Source organism: Bacillus sp. FSL K6-1284 (genome assembly GCF_038002625.1).
Lineage (GTDB): Bacteria > Bacillota > Bacilli > Bacillales > Bacillaceae > Bacillus > Bacillus paralicheniformis.
On record NZ_JBBOCW010000001.1, the window covers coordinates 1,249,927 to 1,272,637 of the forward strand.

At 48.0% G+C, this 22,711-nt stretch carries 25 protein-coding genes; 13 read left to right on the top strand and 12 right to left on the bottom strand.

Annotated features, from left to right (window positions below; all coding sequences use genetic code 11):
- Positions 1–37: 37 nt before the first annotated feature.
- Both sbcD and sbcC read left to right on the top strand, forming a co-directional pair.
- Entirely contained in the window at positions 38–1,219 is a 1,182-nt protein-coding gene (sbcD, locus tag MHB72_RS06340; protein WP_039072651.1) for an exonuclease subunit SbcD, read from the top strand.
- A complete protein-coding gene (gene sbcC / locus MHB72_RS06345; RefSeq protein WP_216921044.1) occupies positions 1,216–4,608 on the top strand; it encodes an exonuclease subunit SbcC in 3,393 nt (1,130 codons plus the stop codon). Before sbcD ends, sbcC begins: the two co-directional genes overlap by 4 nt.
- Positions 4,609–4,652: 44 nt before the next feature.
- Here the strand turns inward: sbcC and MHB72_RS06350 are convergent, their stop codons facing one another.
- Genes MHB72_RS06350 through MHB72_RS06375 form a run of 6 tightly spaced genes read right to left on the bottom strand, consistent with a single transcriptional unit; the run spans position 4,653 to position 6,592 of the window.
- Positions 4,653–4,871 (bottom strand): spore germination protein, encoded by a 219-nt coding sequence (locus MHB72_RS06350; protein ID WP_016885923.1) that lies wholly within the window; start codon positions 4,869–4,871, stop codon positions 4,653–4,655.
- Positions 4,872–4,926: 55 nt separating this feature from the next.
- Positions 4,927–5,313: a spore germination protein GerPE gene (locus MHB72_RS06355; protein ID WP_039072653.1), complete on the bottom strand. Its 387-nt coding sequence runs from the start codon at positions 5,311–5,313 to the stop codon at positions 4,927–4,929.
- A complete protein-coding gene (locus tag MHB72_RS06360; RefSeq protein WP_039072654.1) occupies positions 5,310–5,489 on the bottom strand; it encodes a spore gernimation protein GerPD in 180 nt (59 codons plus the stop codon). The genes MHB72_RS06355 and MHB72_RS06360 overlap by 4 nt, the downstream gene beginning before the upstream one ends.
- The gene (locus tag MHB72_RS06365; protein ID WP_039072655.1) at positions 5,486–6,091 is read right to left on the bottom strand and encodes a spore germination protein GerPC; all 606 of its coding nucleotides are present in this window, start codon (positions 6,089–6,091) and stop codon (positions 5,486–5,488) included. The genes MHB72_RS06360 and MHB72_RS06365 overlap by 4 nt, the downstream gene beginning before the upstream one ends.
- A 21-nt stretch (positions 6,092–6,112) precedes the next feature.
- The gene (locus tag MHB72_RS06370) at positions 6,113–6,358 is read right to left on the bottom strand and encodes a spore germination protein GerPB (RefSeq protein ID WP_039072656.1); all 246 of its coding nucleotides are present in this window, start codon (positions 6,356–6,358) and stop codon (positions 6,113–6,115) included.
- A gap of 12 nt (positions 6,359–6,370) precedes the next feature.
- Positions 6,371–6,592, bottom strand: coding sequence for a spore germination protein (locus MHB72_RS06375; RefSeq protein ID WP_096747992.1), 222 nt, complete (start codon positions 6,590–6,592; stop codon positions 6,371–6,373).
- Between the two features lie 186 nt (positions 6,593–6,778).
- Between MHB72_RS06375 and MHB72_RS06380 the strand changes: the two genes are divergently transcribed.
- The gene (locus tag MHB72_RS06380; protein WP_035339011.1) at positions 6,779–7,072 is read left to right on the top strand and encodes a DUF3784 domain-containing protein; all 294 of its coding nucleotides are present in this window, start codon (positions 6,779–6,781) and stop codon (positions 7,070–7,072) included.
- A gap of 82 nt (positions 7,073–7,154) precedes the next feature.
- Here the strand turns inward: MHB72_RS06380 and MHB72_RS06385 are convergent, their stop codons facing one another.
- Positions 7,155–7,337 carry an aspartyl-phosphate phosphatase Spo0E family protein gene (locus tag MHB72_RS06385; RefSeq protein ID WP_020450876.1) on the bottom strand — a complete coding sequence of 61 codons (183 nt, stop codon included), beginning with the start codon at positions 7,335–7,337 and terminating at the stop codon, positions 7,155–7,157.
- 162 nt (positions 7,338–7,499) lie between these two features.
- Positions 7,500–8,585: a CotH kinase family protein gene (locus MHB72_RS06390; RefSeq protein ID WP_216921046.1), complete on the bottom strand. Its 1,086-nt coding sequence runs from the start codon at positions 8,583–8,585 to the stop codon at positions 7,500–7,502.
- 165 nt (positions 8,586–8,750) lie between these two features.
- Between MHB72_RS06390 and cotG the strand changes: the two genes are divergently transcribed.
- From cotG to MHB72_RS06415, 5 genes are all read left to right on the top strand, one after another.
- A complete protein-coding gene (cotG, locus tag MHB72_RS06395; RefSeq protein ID WP_216921048.1) occupies positions 8,751–9,293 on the top strand; it encodes a spore coat protein CotG in 543 nt (180 codons plus the stop codon).
- Between the two features lie 152 nt (positions 9,294–9,445).
- On the top strand, positions 9,446–10,351 hold the full coding sequence (locus tag MHB72_RS06400; RefSeq protein WP_035339009.1) for a fumarylacetoacetate hydrolase family protein: 906 nt from the start codon (positions 9,446–9,448) through the stop codon (positions 10,349–10,351).
- A 128-nt stretch (positions 10,352–10,479) separates the two neighbouring features.
- A complete protein-coding gene (locus tag MHB72_RS06405) occupies positions 10,480–10,689 on the top strand; it encodes a hypothetical protein (protein ID WP_216921050.1) in 210 nt (69 codons plus the stop codon).
- A gap of 441 nt (positions 10,690–11,130) precedes the next feature.
- Complete coding sequence (gene rsgA / locus MHB72_RS06410) at positions 11,131–12,183, top strand: ribosome small subunit-dependent GTPase A (protein WP_216921052.1); 1,053 nt, start codon at positions 11,131–11,133, stop codon at positions 12,181–12,183.
- A gap of 134 nt (positions 12,184–12,317) precedes the next feature.
- Positions 12,318–12,674 (top strand): YisL family protein, encoded by a 357-nt coding sequence (locus MHB72_RS06415; RefSeq protein ID WP_011197750.1) that lies wholly within the window; start codon positions 12,318–12,320, stop codon positions 12,672–12,674.
- Positions 12,675–12,712: 38 nt separating this feature from the next.
- Here the strand turns inward: MHB72_RS06415 and MHB72_RS06420 are convergent, their stop codons facing one another.
- The gene (locus MHB72_RS06420) at positions 12,713–13,279 is read right to left on the bottom strand and encodes a DUF2777 domain-containing protein (protein ID WP_020450883.1); all 567 of its coding nucleotides are present in this window, start codon (positions 13,277–13,279) and stop codon (positions 12,713–12,715) included.
- Positions 13,280–13,443: 164 nt separating this feature from the next.
- Between MHB72_RS06420 and asnB the strand changes: the two genes are divergently transcribed.
- A complete protein-coding gene (gene asnB / locus MHB72_RS06425) occupies positions 13,444–15,285 on the top strand; it encodes an asparagine synthase (glutamine-hydrolyzing) (RefSeq protein WP_216921054.1) in 1,842 nt (613 codons plus the stop codon).
- A 110-nt stretch (positions 15,286–15,395) separates the two neighbouring features.
- Here asnB and MHB72_RS06430 read toward each other — a convergent pair whose 3' ends face one another.
- From MHB72_RS06430 to MHB72_RS06440, 3 genes are all read right to left on the bottom strand, one after another.
- On the bottom strand, positions 15,396–16,775 hold the full coding sequence (locus tag MHB72_RS06430) for an ammonium transporter (protein WP_020450885.1): 1,380 nt from the start codon (positions 16,773–16,775) through the stop codon (positions 15,396–15,398).
- Between the two features lie 56 nt (positions 16,776–16,831).
- Positions 16,832–17,173, bottom strand: coding sequence for a P-II family nitrogen regulator (locus MHB72_RS06435; protein ID WP_020450886.1), 342 nt, complete (start codon positions 17,171–17,173; stop codon positions 16,832–16,834).
- 202 nt (positions 17,174–17,375) lie between these two features.
- Positions 17,376–18,716 (bottom strand): MATE family efflux transporter, encoded by a 1,341-nt coding sequence (locus tag MHB72_RS06440; protein WP_095289984.1) that lies wholly within the window; start codon positions 18,714–18,716, stop codon positions 17,376–17,378.
- Between the two features lie 121 nt (positions 18,717–18,837).
- Between MHB72_RS06440 and MHB72_RS06445 the strand changes: the two genes are divergently transcribed.
- The 4 genes from MHB72_RS06445 (at position 18,838) to MHB72_RS06460 (ending at position 22,584) form a co-directional block, all read left to right on the top strand.
- Complete coding sequence (locus tag MHB72_RS06445) at positions 18,838–19,701, top strand: helix-turn-helix transcriptional regulator (protein WP_041817179.1); 864 nt, start codon at positions 18,838–18,840, stop codon at positions 19,699–19,701.
- A gap of 28 nt (positions 19,702–19,729) precedes the next feature.
- On the top strand, positions 19,730–20,287 hold the full coding sequence (locus MHB72_RS06450; RefSeq protein ID WP_020450889.1) for a GNAT family N-acetyltransferase: 558 nt from the start codon (positions 19,730–19,732) through the stop codon (positions 20,285–20,287).
- Between the two features lie 56 nt (positions 20,288–20,343).
- Complete coding sequence (locus MHB72_RS06455) at positions 20,344–21,387, top strand: LacI family DNA-binding transcriptional regulator (protein WP_048350081.1); 1,044 nt, start codon at positions 20,344–20,346, stop codon at positions 21,385–21,387.
- A gap of 168 nt (positions 21,388–21,555) precedes the next feature.
- Positions 21,556–22,584 (top strand): Gfo/Idh/MocA family oxidoreductase, encoded by a 1,029-nt coding sequence (locus tag MHB72_RS06460; protein WP_216921061.1) that lies wholly within the window; start codon positions 21,556–21,558, stop codon positions 22,582–22,584.
- Positions 22,585–22,711 lie beyond the last annotated feature (127 nt).

Consider the following 22,711-nt stretch of genomic DNA (forward strand, 5'->3'; position numbering starts at 1 on the left):
CGGGGGGAGCTTTAATGAAAAGAGAGGTGAGGCACACATGCGAATTTTACATACAGCGGACTGGCATTTGGGAAAAACGCTTGAAGGGAGAAGCCGCCTGAAAGAACAGGCGGACTTTCTTGAAGAGCTCACAAGGATCGTAAAAGATGAAAAGATCGACGCCGTTATCATGGCCGGAGACGCATTTGACACAGTGAATCCGCCTGCACTGGCTGAACAGCTTTTTTATGAAAGCCTCTCCGCCTTGTCTGACAAAGGAAACCGTCCGGTCGTCGTGATTGCCGGCAACCATGATAATCCGGACCGCCTTTCCGCGGCCTCTCCGTTAACGACAGACCATGGCATCCACTTGATCGGGTACCCGAAGACTGAGCCAGTTGATATAGAAGTCGCTTCTAGTGGGGAGATCCTGTCAGTCGCAGCGCTCGCCTATCCTTCCGAGTCCAGACTGAATGAAGTGCTGTCGGAAACATTTGACGAAAAACTGCTGCGCGACCAGTATGATGAGAAAATCAAGCAGACCTTTCAGCGTATGTGCGGCAAGGCGAGAAAGGATGCGGTGCAGATTGCAGCAAGCCATATTTATGTGGCGGGCGGCAGCCAGACGGATTCTGAGCGGCCGATCGAAGTCGGAGGCGCATATACGGTGGCTGCGGAAAGCCTGCCGGAAAACGCCGCCTATGTGGCGCTCGGGCATCTTCATCGCCCGCAGACGATCAAACGGGCCCGCACGCTTGCCAGATATTCAGGTTCACCGCTTGCCTACAGCTTTTCTGAAGCGGGATACGCAAAATCGGTCACCATTGTCGAAGCCGCACCCGGTCAAACGGCATCATGGGAAGAGGTCCATTTGACGAGTGGAAAACCGCTCGTTAAATGGAAGGCGGAAAAAGGGATGTCCCAAGTATACAGCTGGCTGGAGGAAGAGCGGGACAAAAACGCGTGGATCGACCTTGAAATCCATCTGACAGACCAGCTGTCGATTGAAGAAATTCACCGTTTGAGAAAAGCGCATCAAGGCATCATCCATATTCGTCCGGTTTTTGAGGAAGCCGCCTCGGATGAAGAGAAGATCCGGTCCAGAAACGTTCCGATTGAAGAACGGTTTATAGCGTTTTATGAAAGACAAACGGGTGGAGCGGTTCCCGATGAGGAAACCGTCAAACTGTTTCTGGAGCTCGCCGCAGGATCGGAACAGGAAGAGGGTGATGAAACATGAAGCCGATTTCTTTGTCTATTAAGGGGCTGCACAGTTTCAGGCAGGAGCAGGTGATCGATTTTGAGCGCCTGTGCGATGCCGGTGTATTCGGCATCTTCGGGCCGACCGGAAGCGGCAAGTCGTCGATTCTTGACGCGATGACTCTCGCTTTGTATGGGAAGGTGGAGCGGGCCGCCAATAATACGCACGGTATTTTGAATCATGCCGAAGATGAGCTTGCCGTATCGTTTACGTTTAAGCTGCAGACAGGCCATGAGACGGCTTATAAAGTGGAACGGGTCTTTAAGCGGACAGATGCCGTCAAGGTCAAAACATCGATCTGCCGCTTCATTGAAATGAAAGAGGAACAAATCGTTCTGGCCGATAAAGCGAATGAAGTAAACCGGAAAATCGAAGAGCTGTTGGGCTTGACGATCGACGATTTTACAAGGGCAGTCGTCCTGCCGCAAGGTAAATTCGCTGAATTTCTTTCCTTAAAAGGAGCGGAGCGGCGGCAGATGCTTCAGCGCCTGTTCAACCTCGAACAATACGGGGACAGGCTCGTCAAAAAACTGAAGAAACAGGCGCAAACAGCGCAGGCTAGAAAAAATGAGATGCTTGCCGAGCAGGCTGGATTGGGCGATGCGGGGGAAGAGGCGCTGAAACAGGCGGAACAGCATCTCGAAGAAGCTGAAAGCCTTTTGCAAAGCAAGAAGCGCGAACGAGACGCAGAAGCGCAGCGCTTTGCGGAGTATCAGGAGATTTGGAATCTGCAGCAGGAAAAAGAAAGCTATCTAAAAAAAGAGGCGGAGCTTTTAAAGAAACAGGAACAGATTCGGGAAAAAGAAAGCCGCCTGCACCTCGCCGAAACGGCAAATACGCTCAAGCCTTATGCAGACGCCTTGCTGGCAGCGCGGGAAGATGCCGAACGCGCACACCGGGAAGAAAAACAAGCGCGGGAACAATTAGAACAATATGAAGAGCTTCATAAAAAAACAGAGCGCGAGTACGAGGATTTCAGGCGTCTTAAAAATGAAAAGGAACCGGAGCTTCTCAAGCAAGAAGAACAGCTCACCGCTTTGAAGGAAATTGAAAACAAGCGGCTAGCCGCACAGGCCGAGGCCGAGAAGAAGCAGCGCGAACAGCGTTTGAAAGAAGAGGAAATCAAGCATGCGGCAGACGAGCTGGCCAAGGTGAAAAGTCTGCTTGAACGCGGGACAGCCAAGCAGAATCAGCTGAAAGCGGAGCTGAAATCTGTCCAGGTATCTAGCGAAGAGCGTAAAAACTGCCGAAATGCCAATCAGCTTGCTTTTCACATTCAACAGCTTAACAACGATGCCGCTTTAGAAAAGGAACGGCTTGGTCAGCAGGAGACGCTGATTAAAGAGCTCCAGCAAGAACAGCAAGCGGTGGATCAAAAGGTAAAAGCTGAAACCGAACGCATCGAGGCATTGTTTGCCGCTGTCGAACGAGCGTACGCGCTCGTTTGCGAAACAGACAGATCGCTCTCTGAGACCATCCGTGTGGCATCTCAAAAAAAAGAAGAGATTGCGGCAAAACGGGAACAGGCAAACCGTGATCAGCTGGCAATCGAACTGGCAAAGCAGCTCAAAGACGGAGAGCCTTGTCCGGTCTGCGGATCTGTACATCATGAAATGCCCGCCCGCGTCGGCATAGAAAGCCTGTCCTTTAAAGAGGCGGATTCCGAACTGGAGAAAACGGAAGCCATCATCGCTGAAGCCGGTGCGCTGGCTCAGGAGTTTTTCTCGGCCAAAGTGGCACTCGAACAGCAATCCGACCACCTGGTGAGCGAATGCCCGTTTTTAGTCAAGAGCAAACATGAACTGCCTGAAACCGCTGCATCGATAGAAGAAGGCACCATTCCCGAACGGTACAACCGCATCAGCTTTGAATGGAAAGGAATCAGACAGGATCTCGCAGAGACAAAAAGCAGGATGTCCAAGCTCCTTCACACATATAAAGAGCTCTGCAAGAAACGCGACCAAATCAGCGAGCGACTCAGCCATGAAGAAAAGGAGCGTAACAGGCTTCAAAACCGCGTCCGCGAATTAAATGACCAGTTAAATGAACGCCGAAAAAGCTTCGGCGAACAATTCGACGGCCTCTCTTATGAACAGGCTGAAAAATGGCAAAAAACGATTGAAGAAAAAGATCTGGCCGCAGAGGAATTCGAAAAGCGTATCGAAATGAGCGTTGGCTTTCTCACAAAACATGAACAGCAAAAAGAGAAGCTCACCGAGCGCTTGTTTGCGCTTGATAAAGAAAAGCTCGACCTCCGCTATGCAGTCGAAAGCCTTAATAAAGAAATAAACGATTATCAAAAAGAGCTGATGGGCTATCCCGATACAGCTGCGATCGACAAAAAGCTTCAAGACGTGAAAACGGAATTGGCCAAGCTGCATGAGCAGGAACAGACGCTTTACGGACGGCTCAAAGAGACCGAATCCGAAGTCAGCCGTTTAAGAGGACAGACAAAAGGGTGTGAGCTCGCTTTGCGTGAAGCGGAAGCAAGGCTTGCGAAAGCGGCGGACATCTGGCAGGAAAAATCCGGAGGTACACCGTTTGAAAAGGCCTCTGAAGTGAAAGCGAGCATTTTAGACCGCGATGATCTTGCCCGGCTGAAAGAAGACATTCAAATGCATTGGGATCAGACAAAACAGTGCGAGTCCAATATCAAGCGGATTACGGAAAAGCTTGATGGGAGATCGGTTTCTGAGGAGAGTTGGGAAAAAGCCGCCGTCACGAAGGACAAAGCTGAGGAGGCATTCAGCAAAGCCTTGGAAGAAAGGGGCGCGGCCGGCAAAGCTCTCGCCGTCATCCGCGAGAACCATAAAAGGTTTAAGGAACTTGAAGCATCATTGGCTGAATGGCAGACATACATCGACCGTCTTGATAAACTCCAAGCCGTCTTTAAAGGAAACAGCTTTGTTGAATACTTGGCAGAAGAGCAGCTTGAAAGCGTCACAAGAGACGCATCTGCAAGACTCGGCGAACTGACAAGACAGAGGTATGCGATTGAAGTCGACTCAGAAGGCGGTTTTGTGATGAGGGACGATGCCAACGGCGGAGTCAAGCGCCCTGTTACGAGTCTGTCAGGTGGGGAGACGTTTCTGACTTCACTGGCGCTTGCGCTTGCACTTTCGGCACAGATCCAGCTTCGCGGAGAGTATCCGCTCCAATTCTTCTTTTTGGACGAAGGGTTTGGCACGCTTGATCAGGATTTGCTGGATACGGTCGTGACCGCATTGGAGAAGCTTCAGTCTGACAATCTGTCGGTCGGTGTGATCAGCCACGTTCAGGAACTTCGGGCCAGGCTGCCGAAGAAGCTGATTGTCCATCCGGCTGAACCGAGCGGCAAAGGCACAGCTGTATCGCTTGAAATGATTTAACCTGGTAACCAAAAAGCAGCCTTCTTCTAGTGGAAGAGGCTGCTTTATGCATTTCCGACAACATTCTGGTCGCTTACATCCGGGTCTATATAATTTGTCGCGTTTATACCATTGTTGACGATAAGGAAATCTCCAGTATTACCAGCACCAGAACCGAGTGCAGACTTTGAAGAGCTTTTTGGAGATAGATAAAAAGAATCGCCGAAATTCACTACTCCTCCTGAGATTTCATTGATTTTAATGGGTCCGACAATGGCTGGCATGATTGATCGACATCCTTTATAGAAGTCTCTGAACCAGTATATGTCGGCCGGGCGGTTATTGTGAGTTCCTTGCAGGAGGAAGCTTTCTGATATGTTTGACTCTTGAATCGGCATTGATTCGGTGCGTTGAGCCAATCTGAGCAACGGAGGAGGATGATACACCGTTAATTTTAATCGCCCTTACGCGGATGAAGGGGATCTCATGGAAAAAAGCCGAGCAGACGCCGGTTTCGGGAAGAAGTTGCGGGATCGGCTGCCTGAAAAGCTGAAAATCATCCTGTTTAAATGACCCTTCATTTCCGTAAAAAAGAGAAAGGTATCTTTGAACAGCGAGAACTTTTGTTTTGAGGAACTGCTCTTCCGTGTCTCCGATTTGCAACGCGCTGCTTATTCCGACAGAGTGTACTTTTAAAAACTTCACTTTGGACGTTCTAAGAATCATGATTCCGGCGCCAGCGGGACAAACGGCCCGACAATGAGAGATTCAGGCGGTGTATCAAAAATCGATGACAGAGAAATGCAATCCGTATCACCGACCAGGAAAACAGAAGAAGTGGACACACCGGTGATCACAATATTACCCACATCCAAACAGCGGTTCACAACGGTAAAATTCATGTGTTTTCATTTCCTTTCATTTCGTCAGGAATCGATTTGAGAAAGTGTTCGATTGCCCGTGCGATATCACGTTTCACATAATCGGCCAGCCGTTCTGCATGCTCGCGGGGCTGGATGTTTTCGTCAGGCTGCACATGTTTGACGTAATAGCGGATGCGGCTGTCGATTTGCTTTCTGATGTCTTCGATGATATGGTGGCGGTTTGTATCGTCCAGTTTACTGTCATACCGGTCTTCCAGCTGTTCCAGCAAACGAGGGGTTTCTTCGTTTAAGTAGGCATCGACGAGCTGTCTCGTTTGCTGCATCAGCTGGCCGTCGAGTTCCTGCTGCAGCATTCCGATACCTGGCGGCTGCTGGCTGATTTCAAAGTTCTCCACCTGGTCAGGATCTGTCGGATTAAGCCCGATGTTGAGCGTTCCGTCCAAGCGTTCAATTTTTAATTGATCAAATTTGTATTCGATCCGGTCAATCCGGGTACCGGGATTTTCTTTCAGCTGGTTCAATTCCGACTGCAATGCGGCAATCTGCCTTTCGAGGCGCTGGATTTGCGCATCCTGCTGCTGCAAATACCCATACCAGTTCTGTGGATTGCTTTGTTTCATGAGATTACACCCCCGTGTATCCTATGGTACTGTAACAGAAGGAGCATGAAGAGGAACGAGAGTTGGTTGAGTCCCGTCTTCAAAAGCGTCGTCAAAAACTTCGCCGCCGGCGACAGGCGGGGCTGCTTCCGTGTAGCTCCCTGTATTATAAAGGTTAGAAAGTGTTTTAATGGAGCCCGCGCTCCCGATCTGCAAGACGGAAGAGTTGCTGATGCCTTCGACTCTTAAATAGTTGATTTGAATCGATTGGTTGATATAAAAATTCATGCCCCCACCTCCTTACAGGTTGCCTGCGAGCGGCTGATCAATCATATCGTTGTCATATGTGTTGGTGATGCTGTTCTGGTTATAAACGCTGAGTCCGTCTCCGGTATTGAAACTGCCGGCGCCTGCGAATGTTTTAACTTCTGCATAAGGAGAAATCGTAATGCAGTCTCCGACATGAACAACGCCGCTCGTACCGACGGCATTTACTTTAAAAGCTCCGACAATAGCTGGCATGATGGCACACCCTTTAAGTAATCACACGTTTTTTATGGGCTATACACCATATCCTATGTTGATTAGGCGCTTTTGTGATAAAAAAAGAGGTTTTGCCGTGAGTGCTGATCACATGCGGGTGAAACTTATCAGATTGGAAAACGTATGAATAAGAAAAACGGTGCGATAAGGGAAGGGGGAGGAGACATGTATTTTCAATTGAATGCGGTGTCAATCGCTGCAGCCCTGCTGTTCTTTTCAGCAGCCTATGCAGTCGGAATAAAAAAACAAACTTGGATATTGCGGGGATTTCGCCGGGAAAGAGTAAGGGATCAGGATAAGCTGGCCAAAATCGCAGGGTATTTCTTTTTGAACAGCGGATTTTTGTTATTCTTGAACGGGTTTGTTTATATCCCGTATCAAGAGTCCTTTACGCCTTCAGTCATTCTTGCCTACGGTGTGTGCACGGTGATTTATGTTCAAAAAACAATGGCCGAATAGCCAAAGCTGCGACCTGAAATCATTGGATGTGGAAACGGAGGAGAGGGAAGGCCGGGCATCAGGCGCAGCTTGCAGTCGGAGGTCATGACGTATGGCGGCCTTTTCTTTCTTCCGCATGTATCACGCAGTTCTCATCCTTTTGCATTCGTTGGTTCAGCAAGTTGTCCAATTCCTGACTGCATTGAATGGCCTCTTTGGAGTTGATGCCGAATTTTTCGGCAGCTTCAAATAAGGCCAGTCTTTTTGCTTCAATTTTATTGTTCATCATGGCAGTCTCCAACTTTCGATTTGTATTTTGAGTCGGTGATTTCAGGTATTCAGCAATGATGTTCCTTGATATTGCTAGTATACCTTATTTTGTGTTAAAGGGATTTTTTTCGCCAATATGACAAAAAATGTGACATTTTTTTTGAAGGAGAGCGCCCGTTTATAATCGGGAAAGCTCGAAAAGCAGAAACCGCTTCCTCTGTTCGATAAAATGGAAAATTTGTTTTTGCTCATCTTCGAGTCGGCTGTATGTGACGGTTGTATAAGGATCATATTCAAGAAAAGGCGCGATTGTCTCATGCCAGTCTCCCGCAAACCGCGAAAGCCGGCTGATTGTAAATTGGCGGTGCAAGACGTTTTTCATTAAATTGAAGTATTGGGACTGAAAAGCCGGGATGTCGAGCAGTCTCGCAGACAGTGTATTATAGCCTTTCGCCGGAATCCTGTTATGTTCCATTTCTTCCCCGTGAATATTCCGTCCCCATGTCGCGTCATAATCCCATGGAATAATTTGAAACGTTTTTGTGCGATCGTTTAAATAAAGCGCATAGTTATGGACGAAGCCGTCGAAGTTTTGGGTGCAGACGGCGCCGATGAGCCATAGCAAATATTGTTTGACATCGAGATAGCGTTTGATTTCCTTTTCAAATATGTCGTCTTTGGCGGTATTAATAAAGTAGATAAATTCCTGGAGGTAATCATCGTGGCGGCTTGACCCCGTTTTTCTTTCATATCCCTGCATGAGATTTTGCTTAGCCTTTTTATCGAAGGAGCTCAGCAGAGAAAAATTAGCATCGTCATCAACGGCATAATAAATGGCCCCCCTTTCTAAATTTCTCCTCTTTAAGAAATGATCGTCAACAGATTCGATTTTTAAATAGATGCCTTCTTTTTTTTCGTTGATATAAAGGAAAACGTGCGATGCTGCCGGCGCAAGAACGCCGATTTGTTCAAAAAAATGAAAGGATAGCCTGTTTCTGATGAAAGACGGGTCGTGATATTCGGCGTTCAAATGAAACGCAGCTTCTTCAGCCTTTTCTTTTCTGTCCGGATATTGAATGAAATAGGACTTCTTTGTCAGTTTGCGGGTATGGGCCCCTCTGTATGACACTGCGACAGGCGTCTTTGCTGAACCGGTCAAGAGCATGCCCGGAACGGCTTCATCACTCCAGACGTCTTTTTTCAACTCAAGCAGATGCTTCGGATGAATGTGCAGCCTGAAGGCCGGCAAGGCAGTGGCACTCATCATCATTTCCTCCTTTTTCAGCTGACATATCATATGTGAAAACAGCCAGTCCCGGAAGCGGACCGCCTAAGTTTGAACAAAAACAGTCATTTGCCTCAGTACACTTGTCTTTACGGTGCGTATGATAAATCAGGACATAAAAAAGGAAGAACAGGAGGTTACAAGATGAGTGGTGTCCATGATCATGACATTAAAGAGGCGGTAGATCAGCTGAAGAGCGAAGGCAGAGACCATTATTTAGACCGGGAACCCGAAGAATCCGCCGGCTCGGGAAAAGAGCGGCGTCCGCATAACATTTGGGATCTTTGGTGGGGGATCAAGCCGGACAGAAGCAAAAAACATCATAAAAGCAAGAAGCATGACGACCATGAAAAACCGGATAAAAGCAAGAAACCCGACAAAAGCAAGAAACCTGATGACTGCAAGAAACCCGACAAAAGCAAGAAACCTGATGACTGCAAGAAACCCGACAAAAGCAAGAAACCTGACGACTGCAAAAAGCCTGACAAAAGCAAGAAACCTGACGGCTGTAAAAAACCGGATAAAAGCAAAAAGCCTCACGATTGCAAAAAACGGGATAAATGCAGAAGTAAACGCCCCGATCATCATCGCTGCAAGAAGACTCACCATCATAAACGAGGCGGCTATGAAACCATTACAAAATGGTCTGACGGAAATCTGACCGAAGTCATCTACCGAAAAAAATAAGAGAAGCGGCTTACTGCATGGTGAGCCGCCATTTTCTTTTCCGGGAAGGAACGCCCGGGACTTTCGAAGCTGTTTGCTGAAAGCGAAAAGGAATTTTCGTTTTTTTAGAGAATATGTAGAATAGTTTTAAATCATACTGCGGGGGAATATTTATGAAGTTTGCGACAGCAAAGCTACACAGCCGTACATTTGTAGGGCTTGTCATGGATGAGAAGATAATGGATTTGCAAAAGGCGGAAAAAAAGCTGTTTGAGCTTGAAACGATACCTGAAACGCTTATCGAATGCGTATGCGAGGGAGAGAAGTTTGTCCGCCATGTCGAACAGCTAGTGGAATGGTCAAAAAAGAAAAACAGCGAAGAGAGCGGTTCGTATATTTATCCGCTGTCAGACGTTGATTTGCTTGCGCCGATTCCCGAACCGCGGAAAAACGTGATCTGCATCGGAAAAAATTATCGGGATCATGCGATTGAAATGGGAAGTGAAGCAGATATTCCCGAACATATCATGGTGTTTACAAAAGCGCCGACTTCGGTTATCGGCCACATGGAAGGGATTGATGCCCACGAAGGCGTGACAGAGGCGCTCGATTATGAAGGCGAGCTCGCGGTTGTCATCGGCAAAACGGGAAAGAACATCCCGAAAGCTGAAGCCCTCGACTATGTGTTCGGCTATACGATCATCAATGATGTGACGGCGCGCGATCTGCAAAAGAGGCACAAGCAGTTTTTTATCGGCAAAAGCCTTGATACGACTTGCCCGATGGGGCCGTTTCTTGTACATAAATCAATGATTGAAGACGCAGGCGACTTGAGGGTGGAGACGAGAGTGAACGGCGAACTCCGCCAGTCGGGCAGCACAGAGGACATGATTTTTCCGATTGCGGACATGATCGAAACGCTGTCTAAAGGAATGACGCTTGAAGCGGGGGATATTATCGCAACCGGTACGCCGTCAGGAGTCGGCAAAGGCTTTAATCCGCCAAAGTTCCTCCGAAAAGGCGATCAAGTCGACATTACGATCGAACCGATCGGAACGCTTTCCAATCCAGTGAAATAATGAAAATATGCGAGATTGCCAGGGGCTATTTTTCGAATCAACGGCAAGTACACAGCCTGTTTTCGACATGTGTTATGGCTGCTCGCAGATTGTTTATCAATAATGATTGATGTTTGGGAGGAAAGAAATTGTTCTTTAGAAAAATGACGGAAAAGGAAAAGAAAAGTACTGAAAAAGCGACAAAAGTAGGATTTGTTTTTTATATGATTGCTTTATCGGTAAGTTCCGCATATTCATTTTTTATAGAATCAGGATTTAATATTTCATTTTTGATTTTAATGGTTGGTTTAATTGTATTTTTTACCAGTTATTTCATATTCAATAAAATCACTGGCTAAAATGAAAGGGAAGACAGACAATCCGCTCAGCCGATCTGTAAAATGATTGCAAAGGACGGCATGTTTGAGACACTGGGTGAAATGTTATCCCTGCCTGATAAAGGAGGATCTCGAAGGAAGGTTCAGGCAGAGTTTTGGCTGAAACGCTTTCCAATCCAGTGAAATAAAGGATTGTCAAAAGATTGGCTTTAGCATATAATGAAGCTGTCAAACTTTTTAGAAATGAGGGATGTGTGATGAGAATGGATATTGTCTTTTTTGCCCAACAAACGATCATTGCACAGCCCATGTAATATTTCGACTGGTATTCTTCAAATGGATCTGGTGATATTTCCATGGGCTGTCGAAGCGGCTCATGGAGTGTTTATATGTTGAGAGAGCCGTGTATTTGCGGCTCTTTTTTTGTTTGAAAAATCATCAGATCTTTAGGAGGAAACCACATTGAATTTATCTGCATTAGGCATCAAATATATCATGGAAGCTTTAAAGGACGAGGAAGGTCTGATTTTAGGAAGGATCGCCCTTGAGCATAAAAGGTTGTACCGGGTATGGACGGAAGAGGGAGAATGGCTGGCCGAAATCTCAGGCAGGCTGCGGTTTGAAGCGGAGAGCCGCGGAGACTACCCTGCTGTCGGCGATTGGGTGTATATGCGTCCACGCGATGGCGAAAAGAAGGGAATGATCACGGAGGTCGTTCCCCGATTCAGCAAATTTTCGCGCAAAGCGGCGGGGGAGCCTGCGGAGGAACAGATCACCGCAGCAAACGTCAACACGATCTTTCTCGTCAATGCGCTCGGTCTGGATTTTAATGTGAGAAGAATCGAACGCTATTTGCTGCTGGCTTGGGAAAGCGGAGCCAATCCCGTCATTGTCTTGAGCAAAGCCGACATCGCTGACCGGATTGAAGAAAAGGTGCGCCAGGCGGAATCCGTGGCATTCGGGGTGCCGATTCATGTCATCAGCGCTCATGAAGGCAATGGGATGGATGAGTTGAAAGCGTATGTGAAACAAGGAGAAACCGTCGCCCTTTTAGGGTCGTCAGGCGTTGGCAAATCAACGATCATCAACTTTTTTCTGAACGAAGACAGGCAGGCGGTCCAGTCCGTCCGTGAAGATGACGACAAAGGGCGGCATACGACGACACACAGGGAAATGTTCTTGCTGCCTGAAGGCGGACTTTTAATCGATACGCCGGGGATGCGAGCATTGGAGCTTTGGGAATCGGAAGAAGGATTCAGACAGAGCTTCAGCGATATTGACCAGCTTGCAAAAAACTGCCGATTTTCAGACTGCATGCATCAGACAGAACCCGGCTGCTCCGTGCAGGAGGCGCTGGCTGACGGCAGACTCGATGCCGGCCGGTTCCAAAGCTACCTGAAATTAAAAAAAGAGCTCGAATACCTCGAAAGAAAAACGGATAAACGGGCGGCGCAGCAGGAAAAAAAGCGGTGGAAACAGATAACGAAAAGCATGAAAAAGAACAAACGCAAATAAATGAAAAAGGCGCTGATGAATGATCTCAGCGTCTTTTTTGCTGCGGAAATGACAGCGTTCACATTGTTTTGTTTAATGGACCGGTTCATGATAAGATAAGAACGATACCTGATTTGATAGGGGGAAAAATGAATATGACGCATATGCATATCACGTCTTGGGTGATCGCGCTCATTTTAGTGTTCGTTGCTTACGGACTTTACTCATCTGGAAACAGCAAAGGCGCAAAAATTACACATATGATTCTCCGCTTATTCTATATTATCGTTATCATTACCGGGGCGCAGCTCTTTTTAAAGTTCACGGCATGGAACGGAGAATACATAGCGAAGGCCTTGCTCGGCCTCATCACCATCGGATTCATGGAAATGCTTTTAATTCGCAGGAAAAACGGAAAAGCGGCCACCGGGATCTGGATCGGCTTTATTGTCGTTCTGCTCTTGACGGTTGTGCTTGGGCTCCGTCTTCCACTCGGCTTTAAAGTGTTTTAATTAAAAGACATCGGTTCTTTATGAGAACTGGTGTCTTTTTATGTCGGCGGCTTGAAGGTTGAAATCATCACGATTCGTTCCCCGTCTGAAGCGGTCCATTCGAATCTGTCCTTCCATTCCTCTTTTCGTTCGTAATGATGCTGCAGGGCGCATTGTTTCATATCATGAGAAAATTGATAAAACGAAACGCCCTTCACATCCTTTTTCCCGGGCCAAAAGCTCAAGCCGTTATAGGCGAAGACGCAGTCAAAGACGGAAAAGCCGAGGCTGTTCAGCTGATCCAAAAAAGAATAGAACTGTCCGTCTTCCAGATCGTTCAAAAATTCGAGAAATGCCTGTTTTACCGTTTTCAGATAACGGATCGATTCTCCGCCTGTCAGCTTCACGGTCTCCGGCTTTTCCGTGACGGCAAATTGATCAAACAGTTCGGCTTTTTGCCATTCTCCGTCTATGCTGATGAAAACTCCGGGACTGTTCAGGCTTTCAACCAAAAATAAATCTCCTTCTTCGTTTTCAATCAGGCAAATCCCGTCTTCCATTAAAATTTTGCCGTAAATCCATTTGCGCTTTTCGGCGTAAATTCGTTTTTGGCGTTCGGTGTCCATGGGCGGTCTCCTTTCTTATTTCGTTTTTTCCAAAACGGGCTTGTCTCATACAAGACTCTGTTGGACAATTCAACTATTATTTTAAGGTGCATAAAATAGGTAAAGTGACAAAGGAAGTGAAGCCTAAAGCAGAGGAAGAACATTAGAATTGGAGCTGATCGACAATGTGTGGAATAACGGGGTGGGTCGATTTTAAGAAGCCGCTTGTTCAGGAGCAGTCTGTCATGGAGAAAATGACTGATACGCTTTCGAACAGAGGACCTGATGATACGAATATTTGGGGAAAGCGCCATGTTTTATTCGGACATAAACGCTTGGCAGTTGTGGATCTGGAAGGCGGCAGACAGCCGATGACCCGCACACACCAAGGAGACGATTATACGATTTGCTATAACGGCGAACTCTATAATACGGAGGATTTGCGGAAAGAGCTTAGGCAGCGAGGGCATCAATTCAAGAGCCACTCAGATACAGAGGTTTTGCTTCATTCATACATGGAATGGAAAGAGGAATGCATCGACAGGCTGAACGGAATTTTTGCATTTACGGTATGGGATGAAAAGCGCGATCTTCTTTTTGCGGCACGCGACAGGCTCGGCGTTAAACCGTTTTTTTACACCGAACAGGGCTCGTCATTTCTGTTCGGATCTGAAATCAAAGCGATTCTCGCTCACCCTGAAGTGAAAGCAAAGGTCGACCGTTCAGGGCTGGCCGAAATTTTCGGCCTCGGGCCGTCGCGATCGCCGGGGAGCGGTGTTTTTAAAGGAATAAAAGAGATCCGCCCGGGGCATGCGATGATTTTCTCAAAAGACGGTTTAACGGTTTGGCGCTACTGGAATGTAAAAAGCGAGAAGCATACGGACAGCTTTGACGAAACGGTGGAAAATGTGCGGTCGCTGTTTCAGGACGCCGTCACAAGGCAGCTTGTGTCTGATGTGCCGGTTTGCACGTTTTTATCAGGAGGGGTTGATTCGAGCGCCATTACCGCAACGGCTGCCAAGCATTTTGAGGAAGAAGGGAAGGGGCCACTTCATACGTTTTCGATCGATTATGAAGACAATGAGCAATATTTTACGTCAAGTTCATTTCAGCCAAACGCCGACGGCCCGTGGATTAAAAAAATGTCCGATGCATTCGCAACGGTTCACCACAACTGCGTGATTTCCCAGGAGGAGCTGGCCGCTTATTTGGAAGAAGCTGTACTGGTCCGTGATTTGCCGGGGATGGCTGATGTCGATTCTTCTTTGCTGTGGTTTTGCCGCGAGATTAAAAAGGACTTTGTCGTGAGTCTTTCCGGGGAATGCGCGGACGAAATTTTCGGCGGCTATCCTTGGTTCCATTCGGCAGAAGATGTGAAAGGTTTCCCATGGATGAGATCAATGGAAGAACGGATCGCACTTCTGCAGGACGGCTGGCAGAAAAAACTGAACCTCGGCGAATATGTGAAGGCGAAATACGAGGAAACGGTTAAAGAAACACCGCTGCTTGAAGGAGAAACGGGTGCGGAGAAACGAAGGAGAGAGCTGTTTTACTTAAATATGCTCTGGTTTATGACAACGCTCTTGGATCGAAAAGACAGAATGAGCATGGGGGCGAGCCTCGAAGTCAGGGTTCCGTTTGCGGATCACAGGCTTGTCGAGTATGTCTGGAATATCCCGTGGGATGTCAAAATGCATGGCAGCCGTGAAAAAGGCATTTTCCGCAAGGCTCTTGAAGGCATTTTGCCTGATGAAGTGCTGTATCGAAAAAAAAGTCCATATCCGAAAACGCACCACCCGGCTTATACGAAAGCCGTCATTCGTTGGCTGGAGTCATTGCTGGAGCAAAAAGACTCGGCGCTTTATGTTTTCTTAGACAAGAAAAAACTGGAGCGGCTGATTGAGACGGAGGGCGCATCATTTCAAGTTCCCTGGTACGGACAATTGATGAAGGGACCGCAGTTGATCGCACACCTTGCCCAAATCCATACTTGGTTTGAGAATTATCGAATTGATATCGAGGAATAACATAAAACACCCGGCATAAGCCGGGTGTTCTGCGTTTTGGCAAAAGAAACGGCGGCGTTATTTGAACACCGCCGCTGATTTCAATGATCGGCAGACTGGATGGATGAGAGTCAAACCTGTTCTGTTTTGGAAGACGGTCCCGGCTTTAAATTGTTGAGCCGTGAGACAAGATCGGTTCCGAAAGCGGAGCTGACGTCAACATCGCCCTGTTCGATGTAGCTTTCTTTATACTCGTACGCCGAAGAACCGTGTTCGGCATAATCGAGTCCGGATATTTCCTCTTCTTTTGATACCCGGATCGGAGTGAAAGCTTTCATTACTGCAGTGACAGCCGATGTAGCAGCGAGGGTCCAGGCTGCGATCGCCAAAATGCCGACGGCTTGAATGCCGAGCTGTGCGGCTCCTCCTCCGTAAAAGAGACCGCTCGATGTATTGAAAAGCCCGACTGCAAGCGTCCCCCAAACACCGCAAACACCGTGAACGGCAATGGCGCCGACGGGATCGTCAAGTTTCAGCACCTGATCGATAAACTGAACGCCGACAACTAAAATGACACCTGCGATGCATCCGATTAATATCGCGCCTGTAAATGAAACGCCGTCCGCGCCCGCGGTAATTCCGACAAGGCCGCCAAGCGCGCCGTTCAGCGTCAGGGAAGGGTCGATCCTGCCGTAGCGGAAATAAGTGAACAGCGCCGAGCTGACGACTCCGCCCGACGCGGCTAAAAGGGTTGTGGTGATGACATGCGGGACGGCGGCGGGATCAGCCGCAAGCGTGCTTCCGCCGTTGAACCCAAACCAGCCGAACCACAGGATAAAGACGCCGAGTGCGCCCAGCGGAATGCTGTGTCCTGGAATGGCATTGACCTTTCCGTTTGCATATTTTCCAATCCGCGGCCCGAGAAAGATGACAGCCGCAACCGCGCCCGCAGCACCTGTCATGTGAACGATCGCAGATCCGGCAAAATCAACAAATCCGAGGTCATACAGCCAGCCTTCCCCCCAAGTCCAATGGCCGACAACCGGGTAGATGAGACCGGTCATAAACAGCGTCAAAATCATATAGCTGCCAAGCTTCATCCGTTCAGCGACAGCGCCGGAAATAATGGTCGCGCACGTAGCGGCAAACACGGCCTGAAAGACGAAAAATCCGACATCCTGATCACCTGCTAAAGCAAAACCGCTTGTGCCGATGAACCCGCCGGCGCTGTCCCCGAACATCAACGCGTATCCGGCGAAGAAATAAAGGATGGAGCCGATAGAGACCGTCAGAAAGTTTTTCATTAAAATGTTTAACGTGTTTTTAGCTCTCGTAAAGCCAGATTCAACCATCGCGAAACCGGCGTGCATAAAAAAGACGAGCAGAGTGCCGATGGCCACCCATGTCATGTTGACCGAATCATTGACCGATTGCGCCGTCGGTTCGGCGGCCAGAGCTGATGCTGCGAGGAAAAAACTGAGGAACAGGACGAAAGATACCTTGGTTTTCATAAGAATCATCCTTTCTTAAAGTATCGGCAAAAAGAGGCGGGATGGAGCCGGTCGTTTTACACAATCGCTTCTTTTCCGGATTCCCCTGTCCGGATTCGAACCGCATTTTCAATCGGGAGCACAAAGATTTTTCCGTCGCCAACCGTATTTGTCGAACATGTGCTTTCGATGATTTGGATAATTTCATCAACGCTCTCCGATTCAATCACCATTTCGACTTTCACTTTAGGCAGCAGCTTGATTTCGTAGGAGGTGCCGCGAAACAAAGCCTGTTTCCCGCGCTGTTGCCCGCAGCCGGCAACCTCTGAGACCGTTAATCCGTTTATGCCAACCTCTTCAAGCTTTTTGCGGAGGCGGGGAAACTGTTCAGGGCGTATAATCGTTTCGATTTTTTTCACAATGTAAATCCTCCTTTTGGTGTAAGGTTTTATTACGTGTATTGTTATGTTTATTATCATACGTAATATCAAATTGAAAATCAATACGAATTTTCAAAAAAATTAATCTATTAGACCTATTATCAGAGAGATCTGTATTCACAGAATGAAATTCTTGTGATGTTTAATGACATTAAAAAACCTGCTTTCAGTTGAAAGCAGGTTATGCCGCAAAGCCTTTTTGTAGCCACATTTTAGATCTCCATCTTCTGTACATCAAAATTCCCCTGACCCACTCGTCGGCGATGAAGGAAAACCATATTCCTGCCAGGCCGAATCCGAGCTGAATGCCGAAAATATAAGCGATCGGAAGGCCGATTCCCCACATTGAGACAATCGCCATATAAACCGGATATTTCGCGTCTCCAGCAGCTCTGAGAGAATTAATGATGACCACGTTAAACGAGCGGCCCGGCTCCAGGATAATCGTCAAAAGGATCAGTATACTGGCCGTTGCGATAATATCGGGATTGCTGCTGAAAATGCCGATCAGCTGTTTGGAAAACACAGCGAAGAGAACGGAAGTAAATGTTGTAATGGCCAGAGCCCACCAGAGGCTCTTCAGACAGCGGCTGTACGCTTCATCAAATTGTTTCGCGCCGATATGGCGTCCGATTAAGATTTGCGTTCCCTGGCTGATCGCTGTGCCGAAAAGCATGATGAACATCATCAAATTTTGGGTATAGACCTTTGTTGTCAGCGCCTGCGCGCCCATCAGCGTGATAAAATAGGTGACAATCATCTGTGACGCGTTATACGAAAGCTGCTCCCCTGCTGAAGGTATCCCGATTTTCAGCAGTTTTTTCAGATGGCTTTTCTTTAAGACAAACAGCCGTTTGGACAACAATGGCATGCCGACGCGCTTTTTGACGAGCAGAGCGATCGCGAACAGGCCGATGATGCGCGCGATGGAAGTGGACATTGCTACGCCGGCCACGCCTAAAACCGGAAAGCCGAACGGCCCGAATATGACAAGATAGTTGCCGGCGATGTTCAGGATATTCATGCCGATGGTTACCACCATTGTGTCCTTTGTATGCCCGTAGCTTTTCAAAATGGCGCTGAAGGTCATAATGAGCGCTTGAATAAAGGACAGTCCGCCGACGATCTGTAGAAAGATGCCGGCCTCGGCCAGCAGGTTGGCGGACAGGCCCATCATCAATAAAAGCGGTTTGGCAAATATATAAATCACTGCGCTGATGAATAGACTGATGATAAAATTGGCGCTGATGGAAACATAGCCGACTTCCATCGCTTCGGCTTTTTGCCGCGCTCCTAAAAATTGAGAAATAATAACGGTTGTTCCTGTGGCGATAAAACCGAACATCACAATGATCAAGTTCAGCATTTGGTTGCTGACGCCGACGGCTGCCACGCTCTCATCGGAATATTGGCTGAGCATCAGGGTATCTGCGTTGCCCATTAACATATATAATGAAACCTCGATAAATATAGGCCAGGTCAATGCGAATAAAGAGAGGTTTTGAGGTGCTGTTTTTTTCATGGCGTTTGACCCCTTTCTTTTAAAAAATCCGTTTTATAGTGTAACGCCATTTTCTTATAATAAGAAGAGACGAAACCGATACTTCTTGGAGAAATACGACTTGATGAAAAGGGGAGAGAACATGGAACATATCATCTTTACAATTCCGCCGCTCCCTGTGTTGATTACCGGCGGAGAAGGACTGTTCAAAAAAGGGGAAAAGCATGTGAGGCGTGAATATTCCGTGTTTGATCTCTTATATGTAATACAGGGGGAACTATTTTTGACTGAGGACGGCGACCCCCATCAGATCCGGGAAGGGGAATATATCATCCTTGTACCGGGGCTTGAGCATTATGGACACCAAGGCTGTCAAGACGATACCCGCTATTTTTGGCTGCACTTTCAGGAGCCGTCTTATGGCTTTGCACAGCAGGGAGGTGAGAACTGGACCGAGCTCAAGCTGAAGAAGGGGACGTTTGAAACGCCGACATTATATCATTTAAAGATTCCGAGAAAGGGAAAGATCGACCAAAAAGCGTTTATTGAACAGCAGTTTAGACGTTTGATTGACGATTCTGCCCAAAATTCCGACCTGCCTCTTCGGAAGCAGCTCTTGTTCGAAGAGCTGCTGATTCACCTGCAGAAGGAGGCGTTCCACATTCCTTCGGCGAGTGAGCGTGTGGCATCTGAAGTGCAGCATTACATCGACCGCCACTATAAGGAGAAGCTCAGCATGGAGCAGCTCTCGGCTGCCCTTCACTATCACCAGGACTACATTACCCGCTGCATGCAAAAGGCGTTCGGCATCACACCGGGCCAATACGCCAATAAGGCGAAGGTTTTTGAAGCGAAGCGGCTCCTTTCTTCGACAAACGACAAAATGTCATCGATTGCCGAACAAGTCGGAATCGATGATCCGACTTATTTCTCAAAGCTGTTTAAACAAATAGAAGGGATTTCGCCTGTTGAATACAGAAAGATGATGAAGAGAAATATTGAGTGATATTTTCAAAGCATAGGAGGAGAAAAGTTTGGCATCCATCAATGGTGAAAAAGTAAAGCTGCGCACGATCACAATGGATGACCTGCCCGGATTATGGAGAATGATTTACGGAACCCGAAACCCTGAATGGAAAAAATGGGATGCCCCTTATTTTCCGCTTCAGCCCGAACCGTTTCAATATTTTCTCGACTCTTTTGTGCCGGCTTTAAAAGAAAAACCGCCGCGCTATTTGGCGATTGAGATCGAAGGAGAGCTGAAAGGAACCGTTTCTTACTATTGGGAGTGCCGGCCGACACGCTGGCTGGAATGCGGGATCGGCATCTATGATCCGCGGTTCTGGAACGGAGGTTACGGCACGGAAGCCGTAGAATTATGGGTCGGCTTCCTATTTGAAAACGTCGATGTGCCGAGAATCGGAATGACGACGTGGTCCGGCAACAGGCGGATGATGAGGTGCGCCGAAAAAGCGGGGTTTAAGATGGAAGGCCGGATTCGCAAAGTCAGATATTATGACGGAGTCTATTATGATTCAATCAGATACGGAATATTGCGGGAGGAGTGGGAGCTGATTTGCGGCGGTAGCTGACACGCTCTATAATGTAATATTAGATATCTTTCATCAGCGGACTAGAGGGGACCAAAATGAAAAAAACCATTTATGATGTAGCGGAAGCGGCAGGCGTTTCGATTTCCACGGTTTCCCGGGTGATCAACAATACCGGGAGAATCAGCAGGTCGACAAGGCAAAGAGTGCATGCCGTCATGAAAGAACTCGATTATCAGCCGAATGTTCACGCTTCTGCGCTTACCGGAAAGCGCACGAACATTATCGGCCTGTTGACGCCCGATATTGCAAACCCTTTTTTCGGAGAGCTTGCCAAAAGCGTTGAAGAGCGGGCGGGCGAGCTTGGATTCAGCATGATGATATGCAGTACCGACCGCGATCCGAAAAAGGAGGCAACGTATTTCTCGGTGCTCAAGCAAAAAAGCGTCGACGGCATCATTTTTGCGACCGGCATCGAAAATCAGGAGAGCATGGATGCGCTCGAGGATATTGCAAAAGAGGGCATACCGCTCGTGATGATTTCTCAGGACCGCGCCCTTGTTCCGCTGGATGTCGTGGTCATCGACGATTTTATGGGCGGATACTTAGCGACGCGGCATTTAATTTCGCTCGGCCATAAGACAATCGCCTGCATCGCCGGCGACGGATCGACAACCGGAGAAAAAGACAGGCTGAAAGGCTTCCAAAAAGCGATGGATGAAGCCGGCATCAAAGTGAATGAATCGCTCATCGCCGGTACCGGTTTTTCCCTGGAATGCGGCAAAAAAGCAGCCGCTCAGATTTTCGAAAGCAACATTCCGACCGCCGTTTTCGCCATGAATGATGTGCTTGCGTGCGGAGTCATTCAGACTGCAAGGGAATGGGGGCTCCAAGTTCCAACGGATTTATCTGTCATCGGCTTTGATAATACGTTTTTAGCCGAAATGACCGATCCGCCGCTTACGACAGTGTCGCAGCCGATTGAAGAAATGGGCCGCCGTGCGGCCGAGCTGCTGGCCGAAGAAATCAGCGGCGAGAAAAGTTCGAAAAACAAAATCATTCTCATGCCTGAACTTGTCGTCAGACAGTCGACGGCACCTCCATTTAAAAAAGATGCACATGCTGAAAAGAGCGGGTTTTGATAGAAAAAAACGCTCTTTTTTTTAAAAATAAGAGCAAGCGCTTGCTCTCATTAAATCCTAAAAAGGATTGCGGATAAAATAAATACAGGGTAAAATCAGAATTGAAATGAGCAAGCGCTTTCTCTTATTAATAAAGCGCTTTCAATATGTGAGAAGGGAGAGAAGAAAATGACAGAACGAGTGAGATGCGCCGTATTAGGACTCGGAAGGCTCGGCTATTACCATGCGAAAAACCTCAAAACCGAGGTGCCCGGGGTCCTGCTCGCCGCTGTGGCCGATCCGGCAGAGGGGAGGGCGAGGGAGATTGCCGCTGAACTGGGTGTTGAAAAGTGGTTTGAAGATCCGTTTGAATGTCTCCACGATCCAGAGATTGATGCCGTCGTCATCGTTACACCGACATCTACCCATGCCGAAGTGATCAAACAGGCGGCCGAATGCGGCAAACAGATTTTCGTCGAGAAGCCGTTGACATTAAATCTTGAAGAATCGATTGAAGTCATTGCTAAAGTCAAAGAAACGGGCGTGATTTGCCAGGTGGGGTTTATGAGGCGGTTTGATCCTGCTTATGCGGATGCCAAAAGGAGGATCGATGCCGGAGAGATCGGCAAACCGATCTATTATAAAGGGTTTACGCGCGATTTTGGCTCTCCTCCGGCCGAATTCATAAAAAAAAGCGGCGGTATTTTCGTCGATTGTTCGATTCACGATTATGATATCGCGCGTTATTTAATGGGGGCTGAAATTACTGCTGTTTCCGGCCACGGAAGGGTTTTGAAGCACGCGTTCATGCCGGGATGCCATGATGTCGATCAAGCGCTCACCTATATGGAGTTTGATTCGGGGGCGGCGGGTGATGCGGAAGCAAGCCGCAATTCGTCTTACGGCCACGATATACGCGCCGAAATTATCGGGACGGACGGCAGCATCTTCATCGGGACGCTGCGGAACCCGGCGGTTACCGTGCGGACCGGGCAGGGGAGCAGCTATAATATCATTCCGGATTTCCAGGCGAGGTTCCATGAAGCGTACTGCTTAGAGATGCAGCACTTTGCCAAGTGTGTTCGCAACAAAACGAAACCGATTGTGACTGAAGTGGATGCGGCAGTCAATCTGGAAATCGCGCTTGCGGCCACAGAATCCTGGTCAACAGGCAAGAGCGTCAAGATTCAGTATCAGACGAAACAGCTTACGGTATGAAACGGGGCTCATAAACGGGCTGTGATAAAGACAAAGTATGCCGGAGATCATCCTGCGGTCAATAGGATCAACAGAAAGAAGGGCGGAAGAAAGCATTTCTCCGCCCGATGCCGCCCTTTCTCTCAGC

Bases quoted from the DNA above. Each gene is read 5' to 3' on its own strand.
- sbcD (WP_039072651.1), top strand. From the start codon at position 38: ATGCGAATTTTACATACAGCGGACTGGCATTTGGGAAAAACGCTTGAA.
- sbcC (WP_216921044.1), top strand. From the start codon at position 1,216: ATGAAGCCGATTTCTTTGTCTATTAAGGGGCTGCACAGTTTCAGGCAG.
- MHB72_RS06350 (WP_016885923.1), bottom strand. From the start codon at position 4,871: ATGCCAGCCATTGTCGGACCCATTAAAATCAATGAAATCTCAGGAGGA.
- MHB72_RS06355 (WP_039072653.1), bottom strand. From the start codon at position 5,313: ATGATTCTTAGAACGTCCAAAGTGAAGTTTTTAAAAGTACACTCTGTC.
- MHB72_RS06360 (WP_039072654.1), bottom strand. From the start codon at position 5,489: ATGAATTTTACCGTTGTGAACCGCTGTTTGGATGTGGGTAATATTGTG.
- MHB72_RS06365 (WP_039072655.1), bottom strand. From the start codon at position 6,091: ATGAAACAAAGCAATCCACAGAACTGGTATGGGTATTTGCAGCAGCAG.
- MHB72_RS06370 (WP_039072656.1), bottom strand. From the start codon at position 6,358: ATGAATTTTTATATCAACCAATCGATTCAAATCAACTATTTAAGAGTC.
- MHB72_RS06375 (WP_096747992.1), bottom strand. From the start codon at position 6,592: ATGCCAGCTATTGTCGGAGCTTTTAAAGTAAATGCCGTCGGTACGAGC.
- MHB72_RS06380 (WP_035339011.1), top strand. From the start codon at position 6,779: ATGTATTTTCAATTGAATGCGGTGTCAATCGCTGCAGCCCTGCTGTTC.
- MHB72_RS06385 (WP_020450876.1), bottom strand. From the start codon at position 7,337: ATGAACAATAAAATTGAAGCAAAAAGACTGGCCTTATTTGAAGCTGCC.
- MHB72_RS06390 (WP_216921046.1), bottom strand. From the start codon at position 8,585: ATGAGTGCCACTGCCTTGCCGGCCTTCAGGCTGCACATTCATCCGAAG.
- cotG (WP_216921048.1), top strand. From the start codon at position 8,751: ATGAGTGGTGTCCATGATCATGACATTAAAGAGGCGGTAGATCAGCTG.
- MHB72_RS06400 (WP_035339009.1), top strand. From the start codon at position 9,446: ATGAAGTTTGCGACAGCAAAGCTACACAGCCGTACATTTGTAGGGCTT.
- MHB72_RS06415 (WP_011197750.1), top strand. From the start codon at position 12,318: ATGACGCATATGCATATCACGTCTTGGGTGATCGCGCTCATTTTAGTG.
- MHB72_RS06420 (WP_020450883.1), bottom strand. From the start codon at position 13,279: ATGGACACCGAACGCCAAAAACGAATTTACGCCGAAAAGCGCAAATGG.
- asnB (WP_216921054.1), top strand. From the start codon at position 13,444: ATGTGTGGAATAACGGGGTGGGTCGATTTTAAGAAGCCGCTTGTTCAG.
- MHB72_RS06430 (WP_020450885.1), bottom strand. From the start codon at position 16,775: ATGAAAACCAAGGTATCTTTCGTCCTGTTCCTCAGTTTTTTCCTCGCA.
- MHB72_RS06440 (WP_095289984.1), bottom strand. From the start codon at position 18,716: ATGAAAAAAACAGCACCTCAAAACCTCTCTTTATTCGCATTGACCTGG.
- MHB72_RS06445 (WP_041817179.1), top strand. From the start codon at position 18,838: ATGGAACATATCATCTTTACAATTCCGCCGCTCCCTGTGTTGATTACC.
- MHB72_RS06455 (WP_048350081.1), top strand. From the start codon at position 20,344: ATGAAAAAAACCATTTATGATGTAGCGGAAGCGGCAGGCGTTTCGATT.
- MHB72_RS06460 (WP_216921061.1), top strand. From the start codon at position 21,556: ATGACAGAACGAGTGAGATGCGCCGTATTAGGACTCGGAAGGCTCGGC.